This window comes from Faecalibacterium sp. 3, from assembly GCF_048323735.1.
GTDB lineage: Bacteria > Bacillota > Clostridia > Oscillospirales > Ruminococcaceae > Faecalibacterium > Faecalibacterium wellingii.
Window position 1 is genome coordinate 1,032,081 of record NZ_JBLWFN010000001.1, and the last position, 21,761, is coordinate 1,053,841.

A 21,761-nucleotide genomic window follows, 5' to 3' on the forward strand; every position below is an offset into this window, starting at 1 on the left:
TTTCCCAGCAGATACAATAGACTTGCCACCCGCACCCCTGCATCCGGGCGCATTTTGCAAAAAAATTCAGCCGGTGCACCAAACACCGGCTGAAATGTGCTATAGTAATAGGGATCCCGCGTTACTGCAGCTCGACCTGCTTGCAGTAGTCCACGATGTGGTGGAACATCTGCTCCACGGCAGGAGCCATCGCGGCAGGGCGCTGGACGGCCAGACCCACCACACGGTATTCCTCCGGCTCGATGGGGTAGATCTTCACAGCGGCCTTGCAGTCCCGCAGCAGCATCTGCGGCATGATGGAAATGCCCAGACCGGCTTCCACCATGGCAATGTTGGACTGGTCGTCGATGACGTGGCAGCGGCGCTCGGTGCCGACCTTGTATTTCTTCAGGAACTGGCGCATTTCTGCGTCGGTGGCGTCACACTGCACCACAAAGCTCTGACCGTTCATCAGGGCAGGGGTCATCACGCCGTTTTCCGGTTCGGGCCAGTCCTGCGGCACGATGCACAGCAGCGGCTCCCGGAACAGCTCGGTGAGGTTGAATTCCTCCCGGCAGGTGGAAGAAAGGAACGCAACATCCACCTGACCGGTGCGCAGCCATTCCTTCACATCATCGTAGGTGCCCTGATAGACCTCGATCTCGATCTGCGGGTAGTGGGTCATAAAACTTTTCAGCAGCCCCGGCAGCAGCGACGCGCATACCGAGTTGAACACGCCCAGCCTCACCTTGCCCTTTTCAAGGCCGTTCAGGCGGGCGATGCTCTGCTTGAGGGCCTCGTCGCTGTTGAGCACATCGCGGATGGACGGGTACAGTGAGGCACCGTAGCTGGTCATAGAAACGCCGTTCTTGCCGCGGTTGAACAGAGCAAAGCCCAGCTCCTCCTCCATTACGGCAATGGCGTGGCTGATGGCCGAAGGGGTCAGATGCAGCTGCTGTGCCGCCTTGTTAAAGCTGCCCTGGCGTGCCACTGCATCAAAGATCTCGTAGGAAAAAAGCGTCATGCCCAAAGCCTCCTTCCTTCTGATCCGGTTCGGAGACGCCCGATTCTCTGTGAATCTTTTTCATCTTTGGTTTGCGATAGTTCAATTATCTTCTTGATTGTACTATCCCGCACCTTTTCTGTCAAGCATTTTTGCCCCGATTTTGCACGCTCTGTGCAGATTTTGCCGCAGCAGACGCAGGAAACGCCGCCTTTCCTCCGTTATAGTTCCTGTAACGATTTTTTCAAACTGACCGAGGTATTTTTATGACTGCACTTTCCCCGCGCCGCAGCTTCAGCTTCAGCGGCACCGCTCTTAAAACCATTGCCTGCATCACCATGCTGGTGGACCACATCGGCGCGTCCTGCATCGAGGCCGGTATCCTTACGCCCGGGCTGGACGTCGGCGCCCTCTCGCAGGACACCCTTTTCGCCTATCCGCTGTACCGGCTGGACATGGTGCTGCGCTTCACCGGGCGGCTGGCCTTTCCCCTGTTCTGCTTTTTGCTGGTGGAGGGCTTTGTGCACACCCACAACGTCAAAGGCTACCTTGGGCGGCTGCTGCTGTTCGGCCTTGTCAGCGAGGTACCCTTTGATCTGGCCTTCTTCCGCACGCCGTTCGCCCCGCAGCACCAGAACGTTTACTGGACGCTGGCGCTGGGCGTGCTGGCCATGGCAGGGCTCAAGCGCTTTGAAAAGGAAAACGGCCTGCCCGGCTGGCAGGGGCTTGTGTGGGCGGGCGGCTGCGCGGTGCTGGCGCTGGCCGCCAGCACCGACTACCACGCCATCGGCGTGCTCATCATCTGCACCCTGTACCTGACCCGCGCAGACCGCAAGCGGCAGTGCCTTGCAGGCGCAGTGCTGTTTTTGTTCGAGCTCACCGCGCCGCTGGCCTTTGTGCTGGTCTGGTTCTATAACGGACAGCGCGGCGCGTGCAGTCCGCTGCTGAAAAAGGCCTTTTACTGGTTCTACCCGGTGCATCTGCTGGTGCTGGCAATGATCACAAACCTTATGCTGTAAAAAAAGCCCGCCGTCCGGAGACAGCGGGCTTTTTACAGCTTCTCACATCGGGAACATCGCACCGGTCAGCAGCAGCATGGCAGGCACTGTGACCAGCATACACACGGTGGAGTGGGCCACCGCCTGACTGGCAAGGATCGCCTCGGTGCCGGTCTGCTTGGCCAGCACCGCGGCAAGGCTGCCGGCCGGGCAGCAGGCGATGATGGACAGGCCGGTGCGCAGCACATTGTCCAGCGGCAGCAGCCACAGCAGCAGCATGAACAGCAGCGGGAACAGGATGCCGCGCAGCAGGGTGACCCGGTACAGAAAGCCGGTGTGCAGCAGCGCGCGGATGTCGCTGTCTGCCAGCAGCACACCCACGATCATAAGGGCCAGCGGGGTGGTGCAGCCGCCCACCGCACTGCAGAACTGCTGCACCGGCGCAGGCAGGTGCCAGCCGGTGGCCAGCAGCACCAGCATGGCCACGGTGGCAATGTTGGTGGGGGTGATGAAGGTCTTGAGCCGGATCTTCTCGCCGGGGCGGAACAGGCACACCACATAGGTAAAGAACCATACATTATAAGAGGCCATTGCCATGCCCGCAAACACGGTGCCCCGTGCTGCACCCAGCAGAGCACTGCACAGCGGCAGGCCGATAAAGCCGCAGTTGGGCATGGCCGCCGTACCCACCAGCACCGCATACTTTCCCGGCGTGTCGTGGTGCAGCCAGCTGCTCACACGGCACAGCGCCGTGGTTACCACAAACAACAGCAGCAACAAAACGAACAGGATGCCGGCCTGCGTGAGCAGTTCCGGCTCACCCTCCACCGCAGCGCCCGCCAGCATGGTGCAGGGCAGCAGGAGCTTCATGATAAAGTCGGACAAAAACTTGCTGTCCCGGTCCTTGATGATGCCGCTGCGGGCCCCCACATACCCCAGCAGCACCTCCAGAAAGATCACGGTGATCTGACCCGCCAAAACACCAAACGCCATTGGTTCCTCCTTTTTTGTTCCGCAAGCCGCATTTTTTCCTTTACAAAGGAAAAAGCCCATTGATTTCAACGAATCAACGAGCTTTTTCTTGGCGGAGTAGGAGGGATTTGAACCCTCGCGCCGTTGTTTAGACGACCTACGCCCTTAGCAGGGGCGCCTCTTCGACCTCTTGAGTACTACTCCAGAGCAAAGTGTGTTACACTTATTCAATAAAAATGGCGGAGAGAGTGGGATTCGAACCCACGGTACGTTGCCGTACGGCAGTTTTCAAGACTGCTTCCTTAAACCACTCGGACATCTCTCCTTGTGGACATCCGCTTTACGCCGTGTCGAATGCCTATTTAATTTACCAGATTTGTGCCCCGCTGTCAAGCCTTTCATGCAATTTTTTTCACCAGACGCAAAAAAGAGAAAATTATCACAACCTTTTTTGGTCTCGGCCCATTCAGCCTCTTTACAAGCACACCTTTTTGTTGTATAATAATCACAAGAAAATTTCCTCGCGGTGTAAAGGAGAATATACCATGTCGTTTTCAGAACTTTTGAAGCAGTGCCGCAAAAAGCAGGGCGTCAGTCAGGCTGAGCTGGCTTCCAAACTGGGCGTGACCCAGCAGGCCGTCGGCAAATGGGAAAGCGGCAAATCCTCTCCCGACCCCACCACGGTGGCCCGCATTGCAGAGCTGCTGAACACCACCGCAGACTATCTGCTGGGCCTGTACCGTCCGGTGAGCAATGTATCTGCGCCGGAGGAGCGGTTCTTCGGCAGCTATTCCGAGAGCCTGATCCCGGTCATCGGTACGGTGAAGGCCGGCTACGGTGCCCTTGCCTTTGAGGAGGACTACGGTCAGGAATACGCCCGCGTGAAGGACCCCTCCAACTACTTCTATCTGGTGGTGCGCGGCGACAGCATGGAGCCCCGCATTCAGGACGGCGACCTTGCGCTGGTGCACCGGCAGGACACGCTGGAAAACGGCGATCTTGGCGTGCTGATCTACGGCGACGAGGGCGAGGGCACCCTGAAGCGCTACATCCAGCGCGGCAACTGTGTGGTGCTGCAGCCCTTCAACCCGGCCTACAGCGAAATGGTCATCAAGGGCGAAGACCTGAACCATCTGCACATCGCCGGGCGTGTGGTGGAGACAAAAGCGAAATGGTGAGCCATTCAACCATTTGAATGGCCTCCGTTTCACTCTGGCCATGATCAGCGGAAAATTATTTTTATTTTCGCGTTTGTCGCGCCCTGCGGGGCGCTCCAAACGCATTTTCACGAAAAAGGCCGAAACCATAAAAGCCATCTGCAATTTTGCGCATGGCTTTATTTTTTGACCCTTTTTCCCCTTTGGAGGTGTATTCTGCATGGAACAGACCCTGATGGACAAGCTTACCATTCTGGCCGACAGCGCCAAATACGATGTGGCCTGCACCTCCAGCGGCGCTTCACGCACTGCCCGGGCCGGAACGCTGGGCAGCTGCTATGCGCCGGGCTGCTGTCACGCCTTTACCGCCGACGGCCGCTGCGTAAGCCTTTTAAAGGTTCTCATGACCAACTGCTGCGCCTTTGACTGCAGCTATTGTGTCAACCGCCACTCCAACGATATCCCCCGGGCTACCTTTACGCCCCGGGAGCTGGCCGAGCTGACCGTGGAGTTTTACCGCCGCAATTACATCGAGGGGCTGTTCCTTTCCAGCGCGGTGCTGGGCACGCCGGACTACACCACCGAACGGATGCTGGCCGCCCTGCGGCTGCTGCGGGGCGAATACCGCTTTGGCGGCTACATCCACGCCAAGGCCATCCCCGGCACAAGCCCGGAGCTTTTGCAGCAGCTGGGATATCTGGCCGACCGTCTGAGCGTGAACGTGGAGCTGCCCAGCGAGCAGAGCCTGAATCTTCTGGCACCGGACAAGGGCCGGCACTCCATCTTCCGCCCCATGAAGCAGATCGCGGTCTCCGGTGCCCAGAGCAAGCAGGAGCTGGCGGTCTACCGCCATGCCCCCAAGTTTGCCCCCGCCGGGCAGAGCACCCAGATGATCGTGGGCGCTTCGCCGGAGACGGACTACCACATCCTGAAGCTCACCGAGGGCATGTACCGGAAGTACAGCCTGAAGCGGGTGTTCTACTCCGCCTATATCCCGGTAGCCGAGGACAGCCGCCTGCCTGCGCTGGACACAAAGCCGCCGCTGCTGCGGGAGCATCGGCTGTATCAGGCCGACTGGCTGCTGCGGTTCTATCAGTTCGAGGCGGACGAGATCTTACATCGGGACAACCCCAACTTCAACCCTTATCTGGACCCCAAATGCAACTGGGCCGTGCAGCACTACGGGCTGTTCCCGGTGGACGTGAACCGCGCCCCCTTTGAAATGCTGCTGCGTGTGCCGGGCATCGGCCCCAAGAGCGCCCGGCGCATCTGGCACGCCCGCAAGCTGTCCAGCCTCGGGCTGGACGAGCTCAAGCGGATGGGCGTGGTCCTCAAGCGGGCGCAGTATTTTATCACCTGCAATGGTTTTTCAGGCGCGCACCCGGGCCGCGGCACCGCCGGGCGGGAGCGCATCACCCAGGCGCTCATCGACCCCAACGTGTTCGGCGGCAATTGTGAGCAGCTGAGCCTGTTCACGCCGCCTGCGGTGGACGAGCTCATCACGCAGGGCGTGGCACCGTGCGCCGCCCTGCGCATGGTGCGAGAGGAGGCAGTGCAATGTCTGGCGAAGGCACTGTGAACCCGCAGAGAACTCGCAGGCTCCACGATGCGGATGTGGTCTATCTCTACGACGGCAGCTTTGAGGGCTTTTTGTGCTGTGTATTCGAGAGCTTTGCCCAGCACGAGATCCCCTTTGCAGTGTGGACGCCCCAGCGGGAGACCTCCACGCTCTATCCGGTGAAGGACATTCCCGCCGACCACGTCCGGGCGCAGCGGGTGTTCGCCAGCTTTGGCAGAAAGCTGGGGGCTGAGACCGAGTATCTTGTCAGCCGGGATTTCCTTTCCGGGCGGGAGGACAAGGAGCTGCTGCTCATCCGCTTTCTGCATCTGGCCTTTGCCCTAGGCCCCGGCACCGTAAAGCGCACCGGCCACCCGGACGTGGCCCCGCTGTACGAAATGAAAAAGAGTCTGGACTGGGAGGTGGACAAGTTTCAGGGTTTCGTCCGCTTCGAGGAGCACGACGGGATGCTGGGGGCCGTCATCCACCCCAAAAACTACATTCTGCCGCTGCTGCGGCCCCATTTCTGCGGACGGTTCCCGGAAGAGGACTTTCTGATCTATGATGCCGTGCATCAGGCCGTGCTGCTGCAGCAGGAGCGCAAGACCCGGCTACTGGAGCTGGCTGCACCGCTGGAGCTGCCGCCGCCCAGCGAGCGGGAGCAGCAGTTTCAGGCCCTGTGGACGCAGTTCTACAAAACGCTGGAAATTCAGGCGCGTCACAACGAAAAAGGCCGCATGAGCCACTGCCCCAAGCGCTTCTGGGCCGATATGGTGGAGATGAAAGATGAATTTTAACAAAAACGTTGCATCTGCGCCGTTGCAACCCCCAAAACCTATGGTATACTATAAGAGATATCCGGCAGGCCTTCTGCCGAACACTCCCGCACTGCTGCGGGGCAACACAAAAGGAGTATTGTAGCGTTATGGTTCGCATTACTATGGAAGACGGCGGCATCATCGATATCGAGCTGAACGAAGAAGCCGCTCCTATCACCTGTGAGAATTTCAAGAAGCTGGTCAGCGAGGGCTTTTACAACGGCCTGACCTTCCACCGCGTGATCCCCGGCTTCATGATCCAGGGCGGCTGCCCGCTGGGCAACGGCACCGGCGGCCCCGGCTGGAACATCAAGGGCGAGTTTGCCGCCAACGGCGTGAACAATCCGCTCAAGCACACCCGCGGCGTCATCAGCATGGCACGCGCCATGAACCCCAATAGCGCCGGCAGCCAGTTCTTCATCATGCATCAGGATGCACCCCATCTGGACGGCCAGTACGCCGCCTTCGGCAAGGTAGTTGCAGGCATGGACGTTGTGGATAAGATCGCAGCGGTCCGCACCGACTGGAACGACAAGCCCACCACCCCGGTCAAGATGAAGACCGTGGAGCTCATTGAGGGCTGATTTTTAAACCTAAAAAATCCCGACACCTTGCGGTGCCGGGATTTTTTGTTTTTGTTGATGCTTGTTTTCAGCAGCCTTCTTTTTCGGCCAGCTTCCGGCCCATGAGCACGCCCATGACCGAAGCCATCATCAGGCCGCGGGTCCAGCCGGAGGAGTCACCCAGACAGTGCAGGCCCTTGATGTTGGTATCCAAGTTCTCGTCCATCTTCACCTTGTTGGAGTAGAACTTCAGCTCCGGGCTGTACAGCAGGGTCTCGTTGGCGGCAAAGCCGGGCACCACCATATCCAGCATCTTGATGAACTCGATGATGTTGGTCATGGCGCGGTAGGGCATGGCGGCGGTGATGTCACCTGCCACGGCGTCCTTCAGGGTGGGCTTCACGTTGGACTGTGCCAGCTCCTTCTGCCACGTGCGCTTGCCGTCCAGAATGTCGCCGTAGCGCTGCACCATAATGTGGCCTGCGCCCAGCATGTTGGTCAGCTCGCCCACCTTCTGGGCGTAGGCGATGGGCTGGTTGAAGGGCTCGGTAAAGTTGTGGGAGACCAGAATGGCAAGGTTGGTGTTCTCGCTCTTTTTCTCTTTGAAGCTGTGGCCGTTGACCACGGCAAGGTCGTTGTCGTAGTTCTCCTGCGCCACAAAGCCGCCGGGGTTCTGGCAGAAGGTACGCACCTTGTTCTTCCAGGGCTTGGGGTAGCCGATGAGCTTGGACTCATACAGCACCTTGTTCACTTTTTCCATGACCTCGTTGCGGCACTCCACGCGCACACCGATGTCCACGGTGCCGGGCTTATGGGCAATGTGGTGCTCCGCGCAGATCTTTTCCAGCCAGTCTGCGCCGCGGCGGCCGGTGCCGATGACCACGGTATCTGCATACACGGGCCGGACCTGATCGCCGTCCTTCAGCAGCACGCCCTTGCACTCCTCGTTCTCAAGGATGATGTTCTCGCACTCGGTATTGAACAGCATCTCCACGCCGCTGTCGGCCAGATGGTTCTGGATGGCCAGATACAGCTGCTGTGCCTTCTCGGTGCCCAGATGGCGGATCGGGCAGTCCACCAGCTTCAGGCCGGCATGGATGGCGTTCTTGCGGATCTCCTTAATCTCCTCGCCGGTGTAGATGCCCTCCACATGGGGGTCTGCGCCGAACTCAAGATAGATCTTGTCGGTGTAGTCGATGAGCTCCTGTGCAAACTCCTCTCCGATGAGGGTGGGCAGGTCGCCGCCCACCTCGTAGGAAAGGCTCAGCTTGCCGTCCGAGAAAGCGCCTGCACCGGAAAAGCCGGTGGTGATGGCGCAGGTGGGGCGGCAGTTGACGCAGTGGCCCACCTCGGCCTTGGGGCAGTGCCGCTTTTCCACCGGCTTGCCCTTTTCCACCAGAAGGATCTTCTTCTTGCTGCCGCGGCGCAGCAGCTCCACAGCGGTAAAGATGCCGGCCGGACCGGCGCCCACGATGATCAGATCGTACTTTTCCATTTTCTCTTTTTCCTTTATATGATTTTTATTTGCTCAAGCTTGGCTCAAGCTTGCATGATAAGACTGACGGCCTCGCCCTCTCCGTCACGGCTTACGCCGTTCCACACTCCCCCTTTTGTCGCTACGCGACATCTTCCCCCGGTGCGGGGGAAGTCTTTCCTCAAAGGGAGAGGCCTTGGCAAAGAGATGAACCTTGCGTGGACTGCCAAGGGCTCCCACTTTGGGGGAGCTGGCGAGCAGAGCGAGACTGAGAGGGCAAGCCCGTTAATCTTTCTCGTTCTCCTGCTCCACAGTGGCACTCTCGTCCACCTCATCCAGCTCCACAGCACTGGCTTCGGCATCGGTGCGGGTCACATCCGGGGCAACCACGCCGTCACCGTTCAGGTCTTCGCCGGTCAGGGACTCCAGCATGGACTGGGTCTCCGGGTGCAGCTTGGTAAAGCGGCGCACGGCCAGCACCGTGTACAGGGCGCTGAGCAGGTTGATGGCCCCCTCCACGATGAGGATGATGCCAATGGCCATCACCAGCTTTTCCATGGCACCGAAGGGGTTGATGACCAGCACCACGCCCAGCACCACGCTGAGCACCGGCAGGAACAGGAACCCTTTCCAGCTGTCGTAGCCGCAGCGGCGCAGATCCAGCGCATTCTGCACCCGGCCAATGGCGTCAAAGATGACGAACAGGCCGAACACGATGGGCAGGATGCTCACCACGATGTCGCTGCGGATGATGAGGAAAGCCCCCAGCGCCAGACACACGATGCCGGAGACCAGGGTAAGCTGGCTCTGGAACACCCCGCGCTCCACCGCAAAGTAGCGAACCAGCTGCACCGCTGCGCAGGCCAGCACCACGCCGCCCAGCGCATAGCACACGATGTTGAGGGCCGTACCGGGCTTCATGACCAGAAAAACGCCCAGACCCAGATACAGCAGGCTCATGAGGACCAGATTCCACTTCAGCTTTTTTACCATAGAGTTCACGTTCCTTTCGTTTGCAGGGCCGTCTGCCCGCACCCGGGTCAGTGGTACAGGGGTGCGATGGTCGTTTTGTTGATACGCGCATAGAAGGCCAGACTCATCAGGATACTGACGATCTCAGCGATGAAGAAGGCCCACCAGACATTGTTGACATTTCCGGTCTGTGCCAGCAGCCATGCGGCCGGCAGCAGCACGAACAGCTGACGGCAGACCGAAACGATGAGGCTGAAGATGCCGTTGCCCAGTGCCTGAAATACCGAGCTGAGCACGATGCTGGCACCCGCCAGCAGGAAATGCAGGCAGATGATGCGCATGGCCGGGACGCCGATGGCCAGCATGGCATCGCTGGCCGCAAAGATGCCCAGCACCTGCCGGGGCGCGAACTGGAAGATGCAGAAGCCCACCAGCATGATGCCTTCGGCGTAGCACACCGCCAGCTTGATGGTCTTTTTCACGCGGTCCGGCCTGCGGGCACCGTAGTTGTAGCTGATGATGGGCACCATGCCGTTGTTCAGGCCGAAAATGGGCATGAACACGAAGCTCTGCAGCTTGAAGTAGACACCGAACACCGCCACCGCCGTAGCCGAGAAGGCCATGAGGATCAGGTTCATGCCAAAGGTCATCAGGCTGCCCACGCACTGCATGGCGATGCTGGGCAGACCCACCGTGTAGATGCGGCCAATGGCCTTGGCACTGGGCCGGAAGCCTTTGAAGCTGATTTGGATATCCGGGTTTTTGTTCAGGTTGAAGAACAGGGTCATGCCTGCGCCGCAGAACTGGCCGATGACCGTTGCCACAGCTGCACCGGTGGTGCCGGACAGCGCCTGCCCGCAGTAGCCAAAGATGAAGATGGGATCCAGAATGATGTTCACCACTGCACCCACCAGCTGGCTGATCATGCTCAGCTGGGTGCGGCCGGTCGCGGCCAGCAGCTTTTCGCCCATGGTCTGGGTGAAAAGGCCCAGACTGAAGATGCAGCACACCGAAAGATACTGGATGCCCTGCTGGGCAATGGCTGCATCACTGGTCTGTGCATAAAAATAGGGCTTCATGCAGGTAAGACCGATGACCAGAAACACCACAAAGCTGCACAGTGAAAGAAAAATGCCGTTCTCTGCCGTAACGTTGGCACGGTGCTGGTTCTTTTCGCCCAGACTCTTGGACAGCAGGGCGTTGACGCCCACGCCGGTGCCCACGCCCACGGCGATCATCACGTTCTGCAGCGAGAACGCCAGCGAGACGGCGGTGAGGGCGCTTTCGCTCACATGGGACACGAACACCGAGTCCACCACGTTGTAAAGTGCCTGCACCAGCATGGAGATCATCATGGGCACGCTCAGCTTGACCAGCAGAGGGTTGATCTCCATGGTGCCCATGATATTTTCCCGCGCGGCGGGAGAGGTTTGGGATTGCTTTGTTTCCACGTTTGCTCCTTTTGACTTGAGATGTTTTTTGCCAGAGACATATTGCCGCACTTGTGCAGCTGGCAAGGCTTCTGAAAACCGGAAGCGGCATCAGCGCCCGGGTTGCGGCTCCCAGCGTCCACTTCGTGACCGCCCATGCGGCACTCGTGTCCTGCTGGCCGCTGCCCCAACGGCTCCTCCCTGTTTCGGCCGCAGGCCGCGGTCGTCGCCGTTGCCCGAAACGTGGGCAGGGCGCTTGCACACCCTACCCACGAATCATCGTTGTTTTATTTTTGAAGCGCCCCGGCGGTCAGCCGAGGTCCTTCTCCTTGGCGGCGGCTGCGTCCAGGATCATCTTCACGCAGGTTTCGCGGCCGAGAGCTGCGTTGATGGCCAGATCATAGTTGTGGGCATCGCCCCAGCGGTTCTGGGTGTAGTAGTTGTAGTAGGCAGAGCGGTTGCGGTCGGTCTTTTCCACCTCTTCCTTGATGCCCTTTTCGTCCTTGGCCTTGACCAGCGGGTTGGTCTTTGCGTATTCCAGCCGCCATTCCTTGGGTGCATACACGAACACGCGCAGCACATCCTTGCGCTCGCGCAGCACGTAGTCGCCGCAGCGGCCCAGGATCACGCAGGGGCCTTCCTCGGCCAGCTGCTTGATGATGCGGCTCTGAAGAATGAACACCTGATCGCCCAGCGGCAGCTCATTGCCCATGGTGTACAGACTGTACAGCAGGCTGTGGGTATGCCGCTTTTCACTGGCGGCAACAGCTTCTTCCGAAAGGCCGGAATGCTTTGCTGCCATGGTGATCAGCTCTTTGTCGTAAAGCTTGATGCCCAGTGCATTTGCCACATCTTCTGCGATGTAGCGGCCGCCCGTGCAGTATTCACGTCCCAAAGTGATGATCGTCTTTGCCATAATGTGTTCCTCCTGTGTGTATGATTTCGCTCAGGTGCTGCCGGTCACTTCTCCGGCTTTGCCTGTGCTTGGGAAGCCGGTCGTGCTGTATCCGGTGCAGGCTTCGGCTTGGGCAGCCGCACCTCCGCCACCCGCATGGTGCCGGTCTGGTCCACAGCGTACACGCTGCAGCGTCCGCCCTCGGCCATCTGCGCTGCCGGGAAGCGGATGCCGCCGTCCCGGGTGCGCTCCATGCAGTGGAAATTGCGGTGGGCGGTGGTAGCGTGGGCCACACCGTCGTGCAGGGCGTAGGCCGTCCAGCCGGAAAAATCCTCCGGCAGCGGGTCGGCCTCACCGTGCTGTTCAAAGAAATAAACGCCCTCTTCCTTGCCGGGGACAAGCTCACAGCGCAGCCGCCGGGGGCGGTTGGCTGCCATGTCGCGGGGCTTTGCGCGCAGGGCAATGGCCCGCCCGGTAAAGTAGCGCATAAAATCCACCAGCGCCATGGTGGTGCCCACCGAGCCATCGGAATCTGCCGCAGGGTCGTTGAGCTGCACCAGATCCACCATCCGGGCCTCGTCATGATCGAAGCCCCGCAGGCCCATCCAGACCCGCACCGGGTCCCGCTGGCCCCGCACGCGCCGTTCCACCTGCACCGCCACACAGCAGCCGTCGTGGATCTGGGCACGCAGGTCGGCAAGGTCCATCCATGCCTGCCAGCAGGGGTAGCCGCAGCAGCCCGCCGCAGCCGCCGCAAATGCGGCATTGCCGGTGGTCCTGTCGGCCATGTCCTCCATCACGTAGGCCACTTCCTCGGGCAGGATATCCTCGCCCCAGCAGTTCATCAGGGCCGCCATGACCAGCGGCAGGTCCATGGTGCGGCCAAAACTGGGGTCGTGGGCAGAAAGGCAGTATTCCGGCAGATAGAGCTGCCGGTTCAGCGGGTGGCCGCTGTGCTTTTCCCACGCCAGCGGCCGCACCGCAGCGGCCAGCAGCCGCACCTGCGGCGAAACTTTGTCGTCGTTGGTGGAAAGGTTCACCTGCAGCTGCACGCCGGTGCCGCCGCCGGGCGTTGCCACGGTCACGGTATCGCCCATGAGGAAGATCATGCCGTCGTCGCTCTGGGAGGTGCAGCTGCAGCGGGGATAACCCGGTGCCCACTTGCCAAAGCTCATCCAGCCGGTCCATCGGCTGCCGGCGTAGACCCGGCAGCGCACCTCCACCATGGTGTTGTGGGGCGCGAAGGCGTTCCAGCTGACGTTCAGGTTGCAGAACGGCGGCATGGCAAACTCCGGCGTGGTGTAGCTGCCGTACTGCAGGCAGCGGCCTGCCACACTGTCCAGCACCAGCGCACCGCCGTCCAGCGCCACATTGTCCAGCTGCCCGCGGGAGAAGGTCTCGGTGCCCTGCAGGACCAGATTATTCCGTTGTTCCATGGGACACATCTCCCTTCTTGAAATTCACGCTGTTCGGTCGGTTCCGGAAAGCGCTTTGAGAAGCTTCCCGGCAGAAGATCATTTTTCGGTGTCGTCCTCGCCGGAATCATAGTCCTCTTTCAGGGCCGCTTCCAGCTCGGCATCCTTCATTTTGCGGATGCTCTCCTCGATGTGGAATACCTTTTCAATGTCGCCGTAGATGATCTGGCAGGACACCTCGGTGACGAACCAGAAGCCGAAAATGAGCATCAGCAGCAGGCCCAGCGGCATGCACAGGATCACCACGCCCCAGAACAGGATCTGCACGATGGCAGCCGCCAGTGCGTGGGGCAGGAAGGCGATCATGCAGTTGAGGCTGTTTTTCATCGTCAGGCTGAAGGGCTGATCCAGCAGCACCACCTGCGGCCACATGTAGGCGAACAGCATCTGGAAGATGAGCAGGTTCAGCACCGTGGCCACCCACAGCGGCACGCCCACATTGGTGCCCTGCGCCAGCATGCTGAAGCAGAAATACACAAGGAAGATCTGCATCGTGACCACGACGCAGTAGAAGATGCCCGGCGCAATACTGGCCTTGAAGTTGCGCTTGAAGGCGCGGCGGTAGGTCACCCACCAGTAACCGGCCTCATCGCGCAGGGCGCGCAGCACGGTATCGTACATGCCGGCCAGCGCAGGCCCGGCCAGAATGCCGCCCACCACCGCGCTTGCCAGCATGACAGGCAGGCTGTTTGCCAGAAAGCCGATATACACCAGACAGATCACCGGCAGAAAGCCGATGCAGGCCAGCAGGTTTGCAAGGAACATGCCGTTCATATCACGGCCCACAAGCTCAAAAAAGCGGCCTATGCCGGTCTTGCGGGGGGCGTCTTTCTCCACACCCTTGCCGGCTTTGAAGTCATTTGCAGAAGGAAATAAACCCATATTTTATGGTACCTTTCTCTTTCTCCCATTGGTCCAGCAAAGGTGTTTCACACAGAAAGTGCCATTGTGCTGGCTTTACAACTATAAATATACCCGCATTTTGTCAATTTTGCAAGACCGCAGATCCTCCGATTTGTAAAAAAAGTGTTATTTCTCCCCTTTTTACAAAAAGTGTGATACAATGACAATGGCATATTTTGCCGAAGGGAGGAAAACACAATGAGTATTTTTCGCACGATTGCGATGTTTATCTACTTATTTGGTTATATGATCGTCCATTATGGCGTGCTGCGCCGGGCAGAACACGCTCTGGCTGCAGGCGACACGCAGCTGGTGGAAGAGCTTGTCAATAAGCATATCCCGCACTGGAGCCGGGGCATTTTAAAGGTGACCGGCGTTTCCCTGAGCGTGGAGGGCCTTGAGAATATCCCCAAGGACACCCCCTGTGTGTTTGTGGGCAACCACCGCAGCTACTACGACATCCCGCTTTTGCTGGCCAGTCTGGATAAGCCCCACGGCATCCTTGCCAAGGAAGAGCTGGAAAAGATCCCGCTTCTGAACCGCTGGATGAAGCTGCTGGGCTGCGTATTCGTCCAGCGCGACGACCTGCGGGCATCCGTCCGCGCCCTGAACGACGCCACCGCCATCGTGGAAAGCGGCAAAAGCTTCGTCATCTTCCCGGAGGGCACCCGCTACAAGGGGGAAGAGGGCGGCGTCGGCGAGTTCAAGGCCGGTGCGTTCCGCATTGCCGTCAAGACCGGCGTGCCGGTGGTGCCGGTAGCCCTGACCGGTGCCCGTGCCCTGTTTGAGGGCAACGGCAACCTGTGCCATCCGGGCAGCGTACATATCAAGGTGCTGCCGCCCATCCGGACCGAAGGCATGAGCAAGGCCGAGCAGAAGCAGTTGCCCGATGCAGTGCGTCAGGCCATTCTGGCACAGCTGTAAGCACCCGCGCAGCCGAATCATCAAAATCAGGAGTTTTTCTATGGCAAGCTACCGTTATGAACGTGATATCGACCCTAAAGACCTCCAGCCCCGCAAACAGCGCCAGTACACCCGCAAGGAGCGCTGGGCCAACTGGTGGGACTACAATCTCAAGTGGGTCATCATCATCGGCATCATCGTGGTGTTCTTTGGCTACAACTTCATCGGGCAGTACTTTTTTACCGTCCATGCAGATTACAACGTAGCGGTAGTGGCCCCCCACTACCTGCCGGAAGCCACCCAGACCGCCCTGCAGGACGCCCTTGCCGCCTACGGTGAGGACCGGAACGGCGATGGCAAGGTGGTGGTAAAGCTGAACCTCTACACCATGGACTTTGGCAACGAGGACTCGGACGCCTACCTTGACATGGCTGGCACCACCAAGCTTTCCACCGACATTCAGGGCGCGCTGAGTTCCATCTTCATCCTGTACGACCCCGCAGGCTTCCAGAAGACCACCGGGACCCTGCGCTACCTTGACGGCAGCCTGCCCCAGTCCGACGCCGACAGCGACTGGTGGAACATGGTCTACCGCTGGACCGACTGCCCGGTGCTGACCGACCTTGATCTGGGCGATTACGCCTCAGATGCCGTGCAGAGCGAAAGCGGCTCCAGTCAGGAGCTGCTCAGCCAATACTACATCGGCATCCGCGGTGCATGGAACAAGGACACCGCCGACCTGCTGGCTGGCGGCGAGGCGCTCTGGAGTGCCCTGACCGCCGGGGCTGTTTCCACTGCCGGGGCAGAGGGGTGAGCCATGCGGTTCCGGATAACGCGCGGCGGGCCCGCCGCACAGCTCCGCTTTGACCGGACGGCAAAGCCGGTGGTAAAGCCGGAGCCGGAAAAGCCGGTCTCCCTTGCGCAGGCGCTGGACAATCCCTATGGGAGATATTACGGCAAAGCAAGAAGCAGGGAAGAGCTTTTGGCAAAGCGGCACAATTGAAAATGGCCGCCGCGTTCGCTTTGGCCATCATGAGAGGAAATAATATTTTTATTTGTATCTCCGAAACGACTGCGGTCGTTTCGGAGATACTTTTTCACGGGAAAGGTCGTGACGGCAAACGGCATCGATTCACGCAGTTCATCGCGCAAGCGACTTTCAAATCGGCGAAACACAAAAAATCTTTTAGCGTAGCGACTTGGATTTTTTGTATGGAGCCTTTCTGCTTTGGGATTATCAAGGGCGAGCAGCCCTTAGTTTGCAACGGCGACGACCGCGGCCAGTGGCCGAAACAGGGAGGAGCTGTTGTGGCAGCGGCCTGCAGGATGCGAGTGCCGTCCAAGGCACGAAGCAGACGCAGGGAGCCGCAACCCGCCGCCTCCCGCGCCTCGAAAGTAGCGGGCGCTTTTCTGGTACTCTTTTGTGCGCGCAAAAGAGTACATATCCGGCGGAGAAGAATTTTATAAAAGCGATATAGCCTTTCCCACGCGAGAACGCTCCGTATGGGAAGTCCCATTCTCAATGTCTTTGCAATTTTCGTCTTTTTTCATAAGGCTGATTTGAAATATTCTCCCCTTTGAAACGCCGGAGGCCTTGTTGTTTCTCCGTCCCAGTTATGGTATACTTACTGGGTATCTGAGAATCAAATGGCCGATCTGAGCCATATAAAAGGATGTGAACCCATGGACGCACTGGAACAGGCACGCGCCGAGATCGACGCAGTGGATACTCAGCTTGCCGCACTGTTTGAGCGGCGGATGGCCGCTGTGCTGCAGGTGGCCGAATACAAAAGAGCCCACGGCCTGCCCATTTACGACGCCGCCCGCGAGACAGCAGTGCTGGAAAAGGCTGCGGCCCGCATTCAGTCTCCCGCCCTGCGGCCCTATTATAAGGATCACGTGCAAAACCTGATGGATGTGGCGAAGCAGTACGAAGCCGTGGTGCTGGGCCAGAACCGCGCCGCCTATCAGGGCGTGGAGGGTGCCTTTGCCCACATCGCCCTCCGGGCGCTGTTCCCCCACGCCGAGGCTGTGAGCTACCCCACCTGGGACGAGGTGTTTGACGCGGTGGAACGCGGCGATGCCGCCCGGGGCGTCGTTCCCTTTGAGAACAGCCATGCGGGCGATGTTTCTGCCGTGCTGGATCTGTGCTACAATCACCCGGCGCTGTGGGTGGTGGATGTGTACGATCTGCCCATCTCCCAGAACCTGCTGGTGCTGCCGGGCACAAAGCTCGACCAGATCAGAAGCGTCTACAGCCATCAGCAGGCCATCGCCCAGAGCGAGACCTTTTTAAGGCAGTTCGGCCTGCCCGCCACCGCCATGGCCAACACCGCCATGGCCGCAAAGTTCGTGGCTGAAAGCGGCGATGCCTCCAAAGCGGCCATTGCAAGCGTGGAGACGGCGGCCCTGTACGGACTGGAAGTGCTGGTGCCCAGCATCAACACCGACGGCGACAACACCACCCGCTTTATCGTGCTCAGCCGCGAAAAGCCCACCGGCGGCAACCGGTTCTCGCTGCTGTTCACGGTGGACAACAAGCCCGGCAAGCTGGGCGAGGTGATCCAGATCATCGGTGCCAGCGGCTTCAATATGGAATCCATCAAGAGCCGCCCCATGCCCCATGTGCCCTTCGAATATTACTTTTACGTCGAGCTGGTGGGCGACCCCACCGCCGATGAGACCGCCGCGCTGCTGCGCGAGCTTGACCGCACCTGCCGTACCGTGCGGCTGTTAGGAGTGTATACCAAATGAGTGAATTTATCGGAACCAAGCTGACCATGAATCTGGGTGAGCGCAGCTACGACATCATCGTCAAGAGCGGCTCGCTGGAAAACCTGTATCAGTTCGCCCGGCTGGACCGCCGGGTGGCGGTTGTCACCGACAGCGGTGTGCCCGCACAGTACGCCCAGATGGTGGCCGACCAGTGCAAGGATGCCCGCATCATTACGGTGCCCCAGGGCGAAGCCAGCAAGAGCTTTAAAATTCTGGAATCCGTGCTGCGCCAGATGCTGGAATTCGGCATGGGCCGCGGCGATCTGGTGATCGCCGTGGGCGGCGGCGTGGTAGGCGATCTGGCCGGTTTTGCCGCTTCCATCTACATGCGGGGCATCGACTTCATCAACTGCCCCACCACCACCCTTTCCATGATCGATTCCTCCATCGGCGGCAAGACCGCCGTGGATCTGGGCGATACCAAAAACATCGTGGGTGCCTTCTGGCAGCCCAAGCTGGTCATCGTGGACCCGGACACCCTTGCCACCCTGCCCCGCCGCCACTTCATCAACGGTCTGGCAGAAGCCGTCAAGGCAAGCCTGCTGGCAGACCCCGAGCTGTTCGCGATCTTTGAAAATGGCGACGTTGATGCCCAGATCGGCGAGATCATCTGCCGCAGCCTGCGGTTCAAGAAGAATATCGTGGAGCAGGACGAGACCGAGCAGGGAATGCGCAAGGCCCTGAACTTCGGCCACACCATCGGCCACGGCATCGAGGCCGTCAAGGGCATCAAGGGCCGCCGCACCGTGGGCCTTTACCACGGCGAGTGCGTGGCGCTGGGCATGCTGCCCATGATCGAATCCAAGGCACTGCAGAAGCGGGTGCGCGCGGTATACCGCCGCCTCGGCCTGCCCACCCGCACCACCTACGATAAGGAAAAGGTGCTGGCTGAAATGCTGCACGACAAAAAGGCACAGAGCGGCCAGATCACCATTATCAAGGTGCCGGGTCTGGGCTGCTGGCGCGCCGAGACCATCCCGGTGGAGGGTCTGCGTCCTTTGCTGGGCATTGAGGAGTAAGCCATGAAAAATACATTCGGCAGCGACCTTTTGCTGACCATTTTCGGCGAGAGCCATGGCCGCGCCATCGGCGCGGTGCTGGACGGCATGGCCGCCGGTGTGCCGGTGGACGAGGCATTTCTCGCCGCCTGCATGGACAAGCGCCGTGCCCGGGGCGACGGCCTGTCCACCCCCCGGGTGGAGGCAGATGCCGTGCAGCTGCTGTCCGGCGTGGTGAACGGCCGCACCACCGGCACCGCCATTGCCCTGATGATCGAAAATACCAACACCCGCAGCGGCGATTACGCCAAGACCGCAGACCTTCTGCGCCCCGGCCACGCAGACTATACCGCCTATGCCAAGTACCACGGCTTTCAGGATGCCCGGGGCGGCGGGCACTTCTCCGGCCGGGTGACGGCCGCCCTTGTGGCTGGCGGTGCCATCGTGCTGAGCGCACTGCACCGTGCGGGCATCGACATCACCACCCATATCGCGGAGTGTGCCGGCATTGCGGACACCCGCTTTGCGCTGGACGATGCCGCACAGCTGGCTGCACAGGTGGAAGCCCTTGCCAGCAAGCCCGAGGGCTTTGCGGTGCTGGACGAGAGCGTAGAAGGGCCCATGAAAGCCGCCATCCGTGCCGCCGGAGCCGAGGGCGACAGCGTGGGCGGGATGCTGGAAACTGCCATCCTCGGCCTGCCGGCCGGCATCGGAGAGCCCTATTTCGACAGTGTGGAGAGCGAGATCGCACATCTGGCGTTCTCTGTTCCTGCCGTCAAGGGCATTGAGTTCGGCACCGGCTTCGGCTTTGCCGGAATGCGCGGCTCCGAAGCAAACGACGCCTTCCGCATGACGCCGCAGGGAGCAGTCGTCACTGCCACCAACCACAATGCGGGCGTCAACGGCGGCATCGCCAACGGGATGCCGGTGGTGTTCCGCACCGTGGTCAAGCCCACACCCAGCATCTATAAGCAGCAGGACACGGTGGACTATCTTGCCAAAAAGGACGCACAGCTGTCCATTCAGGGCCGTCACGACCCCTGCATCGTGCCCAGAGCCGCCATCGTGCAGACCTGCGCCGCCGCACTGGCTGTGGGCGATCTGCTCACGGCACGCTACGGCGAGGCCTGGATGACCCACCCCACCAGCTTCCGGAAGGAGGACGAGTAAAATGGAATACGGACTCATCGGCGCAAAACTCGGCCACTCCTACTCCAAGATCATCCACGAGATGCTCTGCGGCTACCACTACGACCTGTGCCCTCTGCCCACGGAGGAAGAGGCCCGGGCGTTTCTGCATCGGCGGCAGTTCAAGGCCATCAATGTCACCATCCCCTATAAGAAGCTGGTAATGGAATACTGTTCCTACATCGACCCGCGGGCCAAGGCCATCGGAGCGGTGAACACAGTGGTGAACAAAAACGGCCTGCTCTACGGGTACAATACCGACTACATGGGCTTTGCCCACCTGTGCGACGCCCACGGCGTGAATTTTGCAGGCAGGACCGTGCTCATTCTGGGCACCGGCGGCACCCACAACACCACCAGCGCGGTGGCCCGGGACAAGGGTGCGGCAAAGGTGCTGACCGTCAGCCGCCATCCGGACCCGGAAAAGGGCGAGCTGAGCTATGCCGAGGCCGTTTCCAGCGGGGCGCAGATCGTGATCAACACCACCCCGGCGGGCATGTACCCGAATGTGGGTGTGTGCAATCTGGACGTTGCTGCCATGCCGGGCCTTGAAGCTGTGGTGGATGTGGTGTACAACCCCGACAAGACCGAGCTCATCCTCCGTGCCGAGGAAGCGGGCGTGCCGGTGGCTGTGGGCGGCCTTGAAATGCTGGTGGCGCAGGCAGTGTATGCCGCAGAATATTTTCTGGACCGCAAGTTTGAGGATGCGCCGGTTGAGATCCACCGCATCACCGCCGCACTGCGCCGCGACATGCTGAACATTGCTCTCATCGGGATGCCCTCCTGCGGCAAGACCACCCTCGGCAGGCTGCTGGCAAAGAGCCTTGGCCGCACCTTTGTGGACCTCGACGAGGAGATCGTAAAGACCGACGGCCGCAGCATCCCGGATATTTTCTCCGCCGAGGGCGAGGACGGCTTCCGCGCCCGGGAGACCGCCGAGGCCCGCCGTTTCGGCAGGGAGGGGCGGCAGCTCATCTCCTGCGGCGGCGGCATCGTGAAACGGCCCGAAAATCTGCGGGCGCTGCACCAGAACGGCGTCATTCTGTTCATCGACCGGCCATTGGATGCACTAACCGTGGGCGGCGGCAGACCGCTTTCTTCCAGCATGGACGCGCTGCGCCAGATGGAAGCCCAGCGCCGCCCGCTGTATCTGGCCGCAGCAGACGCCGTGATCCCCAACAACGGCACACTGGACGAAGCCCTGCGTGCCGCCATGGAGGCATTGGATGAAATTTTTGATTCTTAACGGCCCGAACCTCAATCTCATGCGCTGGTCAGAGCCGGGCGTACCCGGTGAGCTGGATTATAACGCCATCATGGACTATGTGCAGGCAGGCTGTGAGCAGCTGGGCATCGAGACCGACTGCTGCCAAACGAACCACGAGGGCGACCTTGTGGACGAAATTCAGGCCGCGGCGGGCCGGGTGGACGGCATCGTACTGAACCCCGGGGCCTACGCCCACTACAGCGTGGCCATTCTGGACGCCCTGCGCCTGTGCGGCGTGCCCGCCGTGGAAGTGATGCTGCACGCCCCGGACGAGCGGGAGCCCTTCCGCAAGACGGACGTGGTGTCCTTTGGCTGTCAGGGCCATTTCATCGGGGAAGGCCCGCAGGGCTACCTGCACGCCTGCATCTATCTGGCCCAGCTGCTGCGCACCGACGGCTCCAGCAAGGCGCATATCGTGATGTAAAAACGAAAG

General features: G+C 60.2%; 21 protein-coding genes and 2 tRNA genes. 13 read left to right on the plus strand and 10 right to left on the minus strand.

The annotated features are described in order from the left end of the window. Window positions 1-121: 121 nt before the first annotated feature. Window positions 122-1,003 carry a LysR family transcriptional regulator gene (locus ACNSPV_RS04800; RefSeq protein ID WP_249237874.1) on the minus strand — a complete coding sequence of 294 codons (882 nt, stop codon included), beginning with the start codon at window positions 1,001-1,003 and terminating at the stop codon, window positions 122-124. Window positions 1,004-1,248: 245 nt separating this feature from the next. On the opposite strand from ACNSPV_RS04800, the gene ACNSPV_RS04805 reads away from it, so the two are divergent. Further along, a complete protein-coding gene (locus ACNSPV_RS04805) occupies window positions 1,249-2,001 on the plus strand; it encodes a TraX family protein (RefSeq protein WP_348584398.1) in 753 nt (250 codons plus the stop codon). Between the two features lie 42 nt (window positions 2,002-2,043). On the opposite strand, the gene ACNSPV_RS04810 is transcribed toward ACNSPV_RS04805, so the two are convergent. From ACNSPV_RS04810 to ACNSPV_RS04820, 3 genes are all read right to left on the minus strand, one after another. After that, a complete protein-coding gene (locus ACNSPV_RS04810; protein ID WP_348584397.1) occupies window positions 2,044-2,973 on the minus strand; it encodes an AEC family transporter in 930 nt (309 codons plus the stop codon). 89 nt (window positions 2,974-3,062) lie between these two features. Then, window positions 3,063-3,156, minus strand: a tRNA-Ser gene (locus ACNSPV_RS04815). A gap of 33 nt (window positions 3,157-3,189) precedes the next feature. Continuing rightward, window positions 3,190-3,277: transfer RNA gene (locus tag ACNSPV_RS04820), tRNA-Ser, on the minus strand. Window positions 3,278-3,497: 220 nt separating this feature from the next. On the opposite strand from ACNSPV_RS04820, the gene ACNSPV_RS04825 reads away from it, so the two are divergent. From ACNSPV_RS04825 to ACNSPV_RS04840, 4 genes are all read left to right on the plus strand, one after another. Then, a complete protein-coding gene (locus ACNSPV_RS04825; RefSeq protein WP_249237871.1) occupies window positions 3,498-4,130 on the plus strand; it encodes a LexA family protein in 633 nt (210 codons plus the stop codon). Between the two features lie 199 nt (window positions 4,131-4,329). Next, window positions 4,330-5,688 (plus strand): putative DNA modification/repair radical SAM protein, encoded by a 1,359-nt coding sequence (locus tag ACNSPV_RS04830; RefSeq protein ID WP_418268253.1) that lies wholly within the window; start codon window positions 4,330-4,332, stop codon window positions 5,686-5,688. Further along, a complete protein-coding gene (locus ACNSPV_RS04835; protein WP_348584395.1) occupies window positions 5,667-6,464 on the plus strand; it encodes a TIGR03915 family putative DNA repair protein in 798 nt (265 codons plus the stop codon). The genes ACNSPV_RS04830 and ACNSPV_RS04835 overlap by 22 nt, the downstream gene beginning before the upstream one ends. A 128-nt stretch (window positions 6,465-6,592) precedes the next feature. Next, the gene (locus ACNSPV_RS04840) at window positions 6,593-7,069 is read left to right on the plus strand and encodes a peptidylprolyl isomerase (RefSeq protein ID WP_005943496.1); all 477 of its coding nucleotides are present in this window, start codon (window positions 6,593-6,595) and stop codon (window positions 7,067-7,069) included. A 67-nt stretch (window positions 7,070-7,136) separates the two neighbouring features. Here ACNSPV_RS04840 and ACNSPV_RS04845 read toward each other — a convergent pair whose 3' ends face one another. The 6 genes from ACNSPV_RS04845 to ACNSPV_RS04870 all read right to left on the minus strand — a co-directional run bounded on the left by ACNSPV_RS04845 (window position 7,137) and on the right by ACNSPV_RS04870 (window position 14,176). Then, window positions 7,137-8,543, minus strand: coding sequence for an NAD(P)/FAD-dependent oxidoreductase (locus tag ACNSPV_RS04845; protein ID WP_348584394.1), 1,407 nt, complete (start codon window positions 8,541-8,543; stop codon window positions 7,137-7,139). A gap of 264 nt (window positions 8,544-8,807) precedes the next feature. Beyond that, on the minus strand, window positions 8,808-9,515 hold the full coding sequence (locus ACNSPV_RS04850) for an HdeD family acid-resistance protein (protein WP_348584393.1): 708 nt from the start codon (window positions 9,513-9,515) through the stop codon (window positions 8,808-8,810). A 47-nt stretch (window positions 9,516-9,562) separates the two neighbouring features. After that, window positions 9,563-10,945 carry an MATE family efflux transporter gene (locus ACNSPV_RS04855; protein ID WP_348584392.1) on the minus strand — a complete coding sequence of 461 codons (1,383 nt, stop codon included), beginning with the start codon at window positions 10,943-10,945 and terminating at the stop codon, window positions 9,563-9,565. Window positions 10,946-11,234: 289 nt separating this feature from the next. Next, entirely contained in the window at window positions 11,235-11,840 is a 606-nt protein-coding gene (locus ACNSPV_RS04860) for a cytidylate kinase-like family protein (RefSeq protein ID WP_348584391.1), read from the minus strand. Window positions 11,841-11,884: 44 nt separating this feature from the next. Continuing rightward, entirely contained in the window at window positions 11,885-13,255 is a 1,371-nt protein-coding gene (locus ACNSPV_RS04865) for a hypothetical protein (RefSeq protein WP_348584390.1), read from the minus strand. A 78-nt stretch (window positions 13,256-13,333) separates the two neighbouring features. Further along, window positions 13,334-14,176, minus strand: a complete 843-nt coding sequence (locus tag ACNSPV_RS04870) for a DUF624 domain-containing protein (protein ID WP_249237862.1) — start codon at window positions 14,174-14,176, stop codon at window positions 13,334-13,336. A 219-nt stretch (window positions 14,177-14,395) separates the two neighbouring features. Between ACNSPV_RS04870 and ACNSPV_RS04875 the strand changes: the two genes are divergently transcribed. The 8 genes from ACNSPV_RS04875 to ACNSPV_RS04910 all read left to right on the plus strand — a co-directional run bounded on the left by ACNSPV_RS04875 (window position 14,396) and on the right by ACNSPV_RS04910 (window position 21,752). Then, a complete protein-coding gene (locus ACNSPV_RS04875) occupies window positions 14,396-15,121 on the plus strand; it encodes a lysophospholipid acyltransferase family protein (protein WP_348584388.1) in 726 nt (241 codons plus the stop codon). Between the two features lie 40 nt (window positions 15,122-15,161). Further along, the gene (locus ACNSPV_RS04880; RefSeq protein WP_348584387.1) at window positions 15,162-15,914 is read left to right on the plus strand and encodes a hypothetical protein; all 753 of its coding nucleotides are present in this window, start codon (window positions 15,162-15,164) and stop codon (window positions 15,912-15,914) included. A 3-nt stretch (window positions 15,915-15,917) separates the two neighbouring features. Beyond that, on the plus strand, window positions 15,918-16,103 hold the full coding sequence (locus ACNSPV_RS04885) for a hypothetical protein (RefSeq protein ID WP_348584385.1): 186 nt from the start codon (window positions 15,918-15,920) through the stop codon (window positions 16,101-16,103). A 680-nt stretch (window positions 16,104-16,783) separates the two neighbouring features. Further along, entirely contained in the window at window positions 16,784-17,854 is a 1,071-nt protein-coding gene (locus ACNSPV_RS04890) for a bifunctional chorismate mutase/prephenate dehydratase (RefSeq protein ID WP_348584384.1), read from the plus strand. Next, the gene (aroB, locus tag ACNSPV_RS04895) at window positions 17,851-18,894 is read left to right on the plus strand and encodes a 3-dehydroquinate synthase (protein ID WP_249237857.1); all 1,044 of its coding nucleotides are present in this window, start codon (window positions 17,851-17,853) and stop codon (window positions 18,892-18,894) included. The genes ACNSPV_RS04890 and aroB overlap by 4 nt, the downstream gene beginning before the upstream one ends. Window positions 18,895-18,897: 3 nt before the next feature. After that, window positions 18,898-20,043 (plus strand): chorismate synthase, encoded by a 1,146-nt coding sequence (gene aroC, locus ACNSPV_RS04900; protein ID WP_348584383.1) that lies wholly within the window; start codon window positions 18,898-18,900, stop codon window positions 20,041-20,043. Between the two features lies 1 nt (window position 20,044). Next, window positions 20,045-21,307 carry a shikimate kinase gene (locus ACNSPV_RS04905; protein ID WP_348584381.1) on the plus strand — a complete coding sequence of 421 codons (1,263 nt, stop codon included), beginning with the start codon at window positions 20,045-20,047 and terminating at the stop codon, window positions 21,305-21,307. Continuing rightward, window positions 21,288-21,752, plus strand: a complete 465-nt coding sequence (locus ACNSPV_RS04910) for a type II 3-dehydroquinate dehydratase (protein ID WP_249237854.1) — start codon at window positions 21,288-21,290, stop codon at window positions 21,750-21,752. The genes ACNSPV_RS04905 and ACNSPV_RS04910 overlap by 20 nt, the downstream gene beginning before the upstream one ends. The last annotated feature ends 9 nt before the right edge of the window (window positions 21,753-21,761 follow it).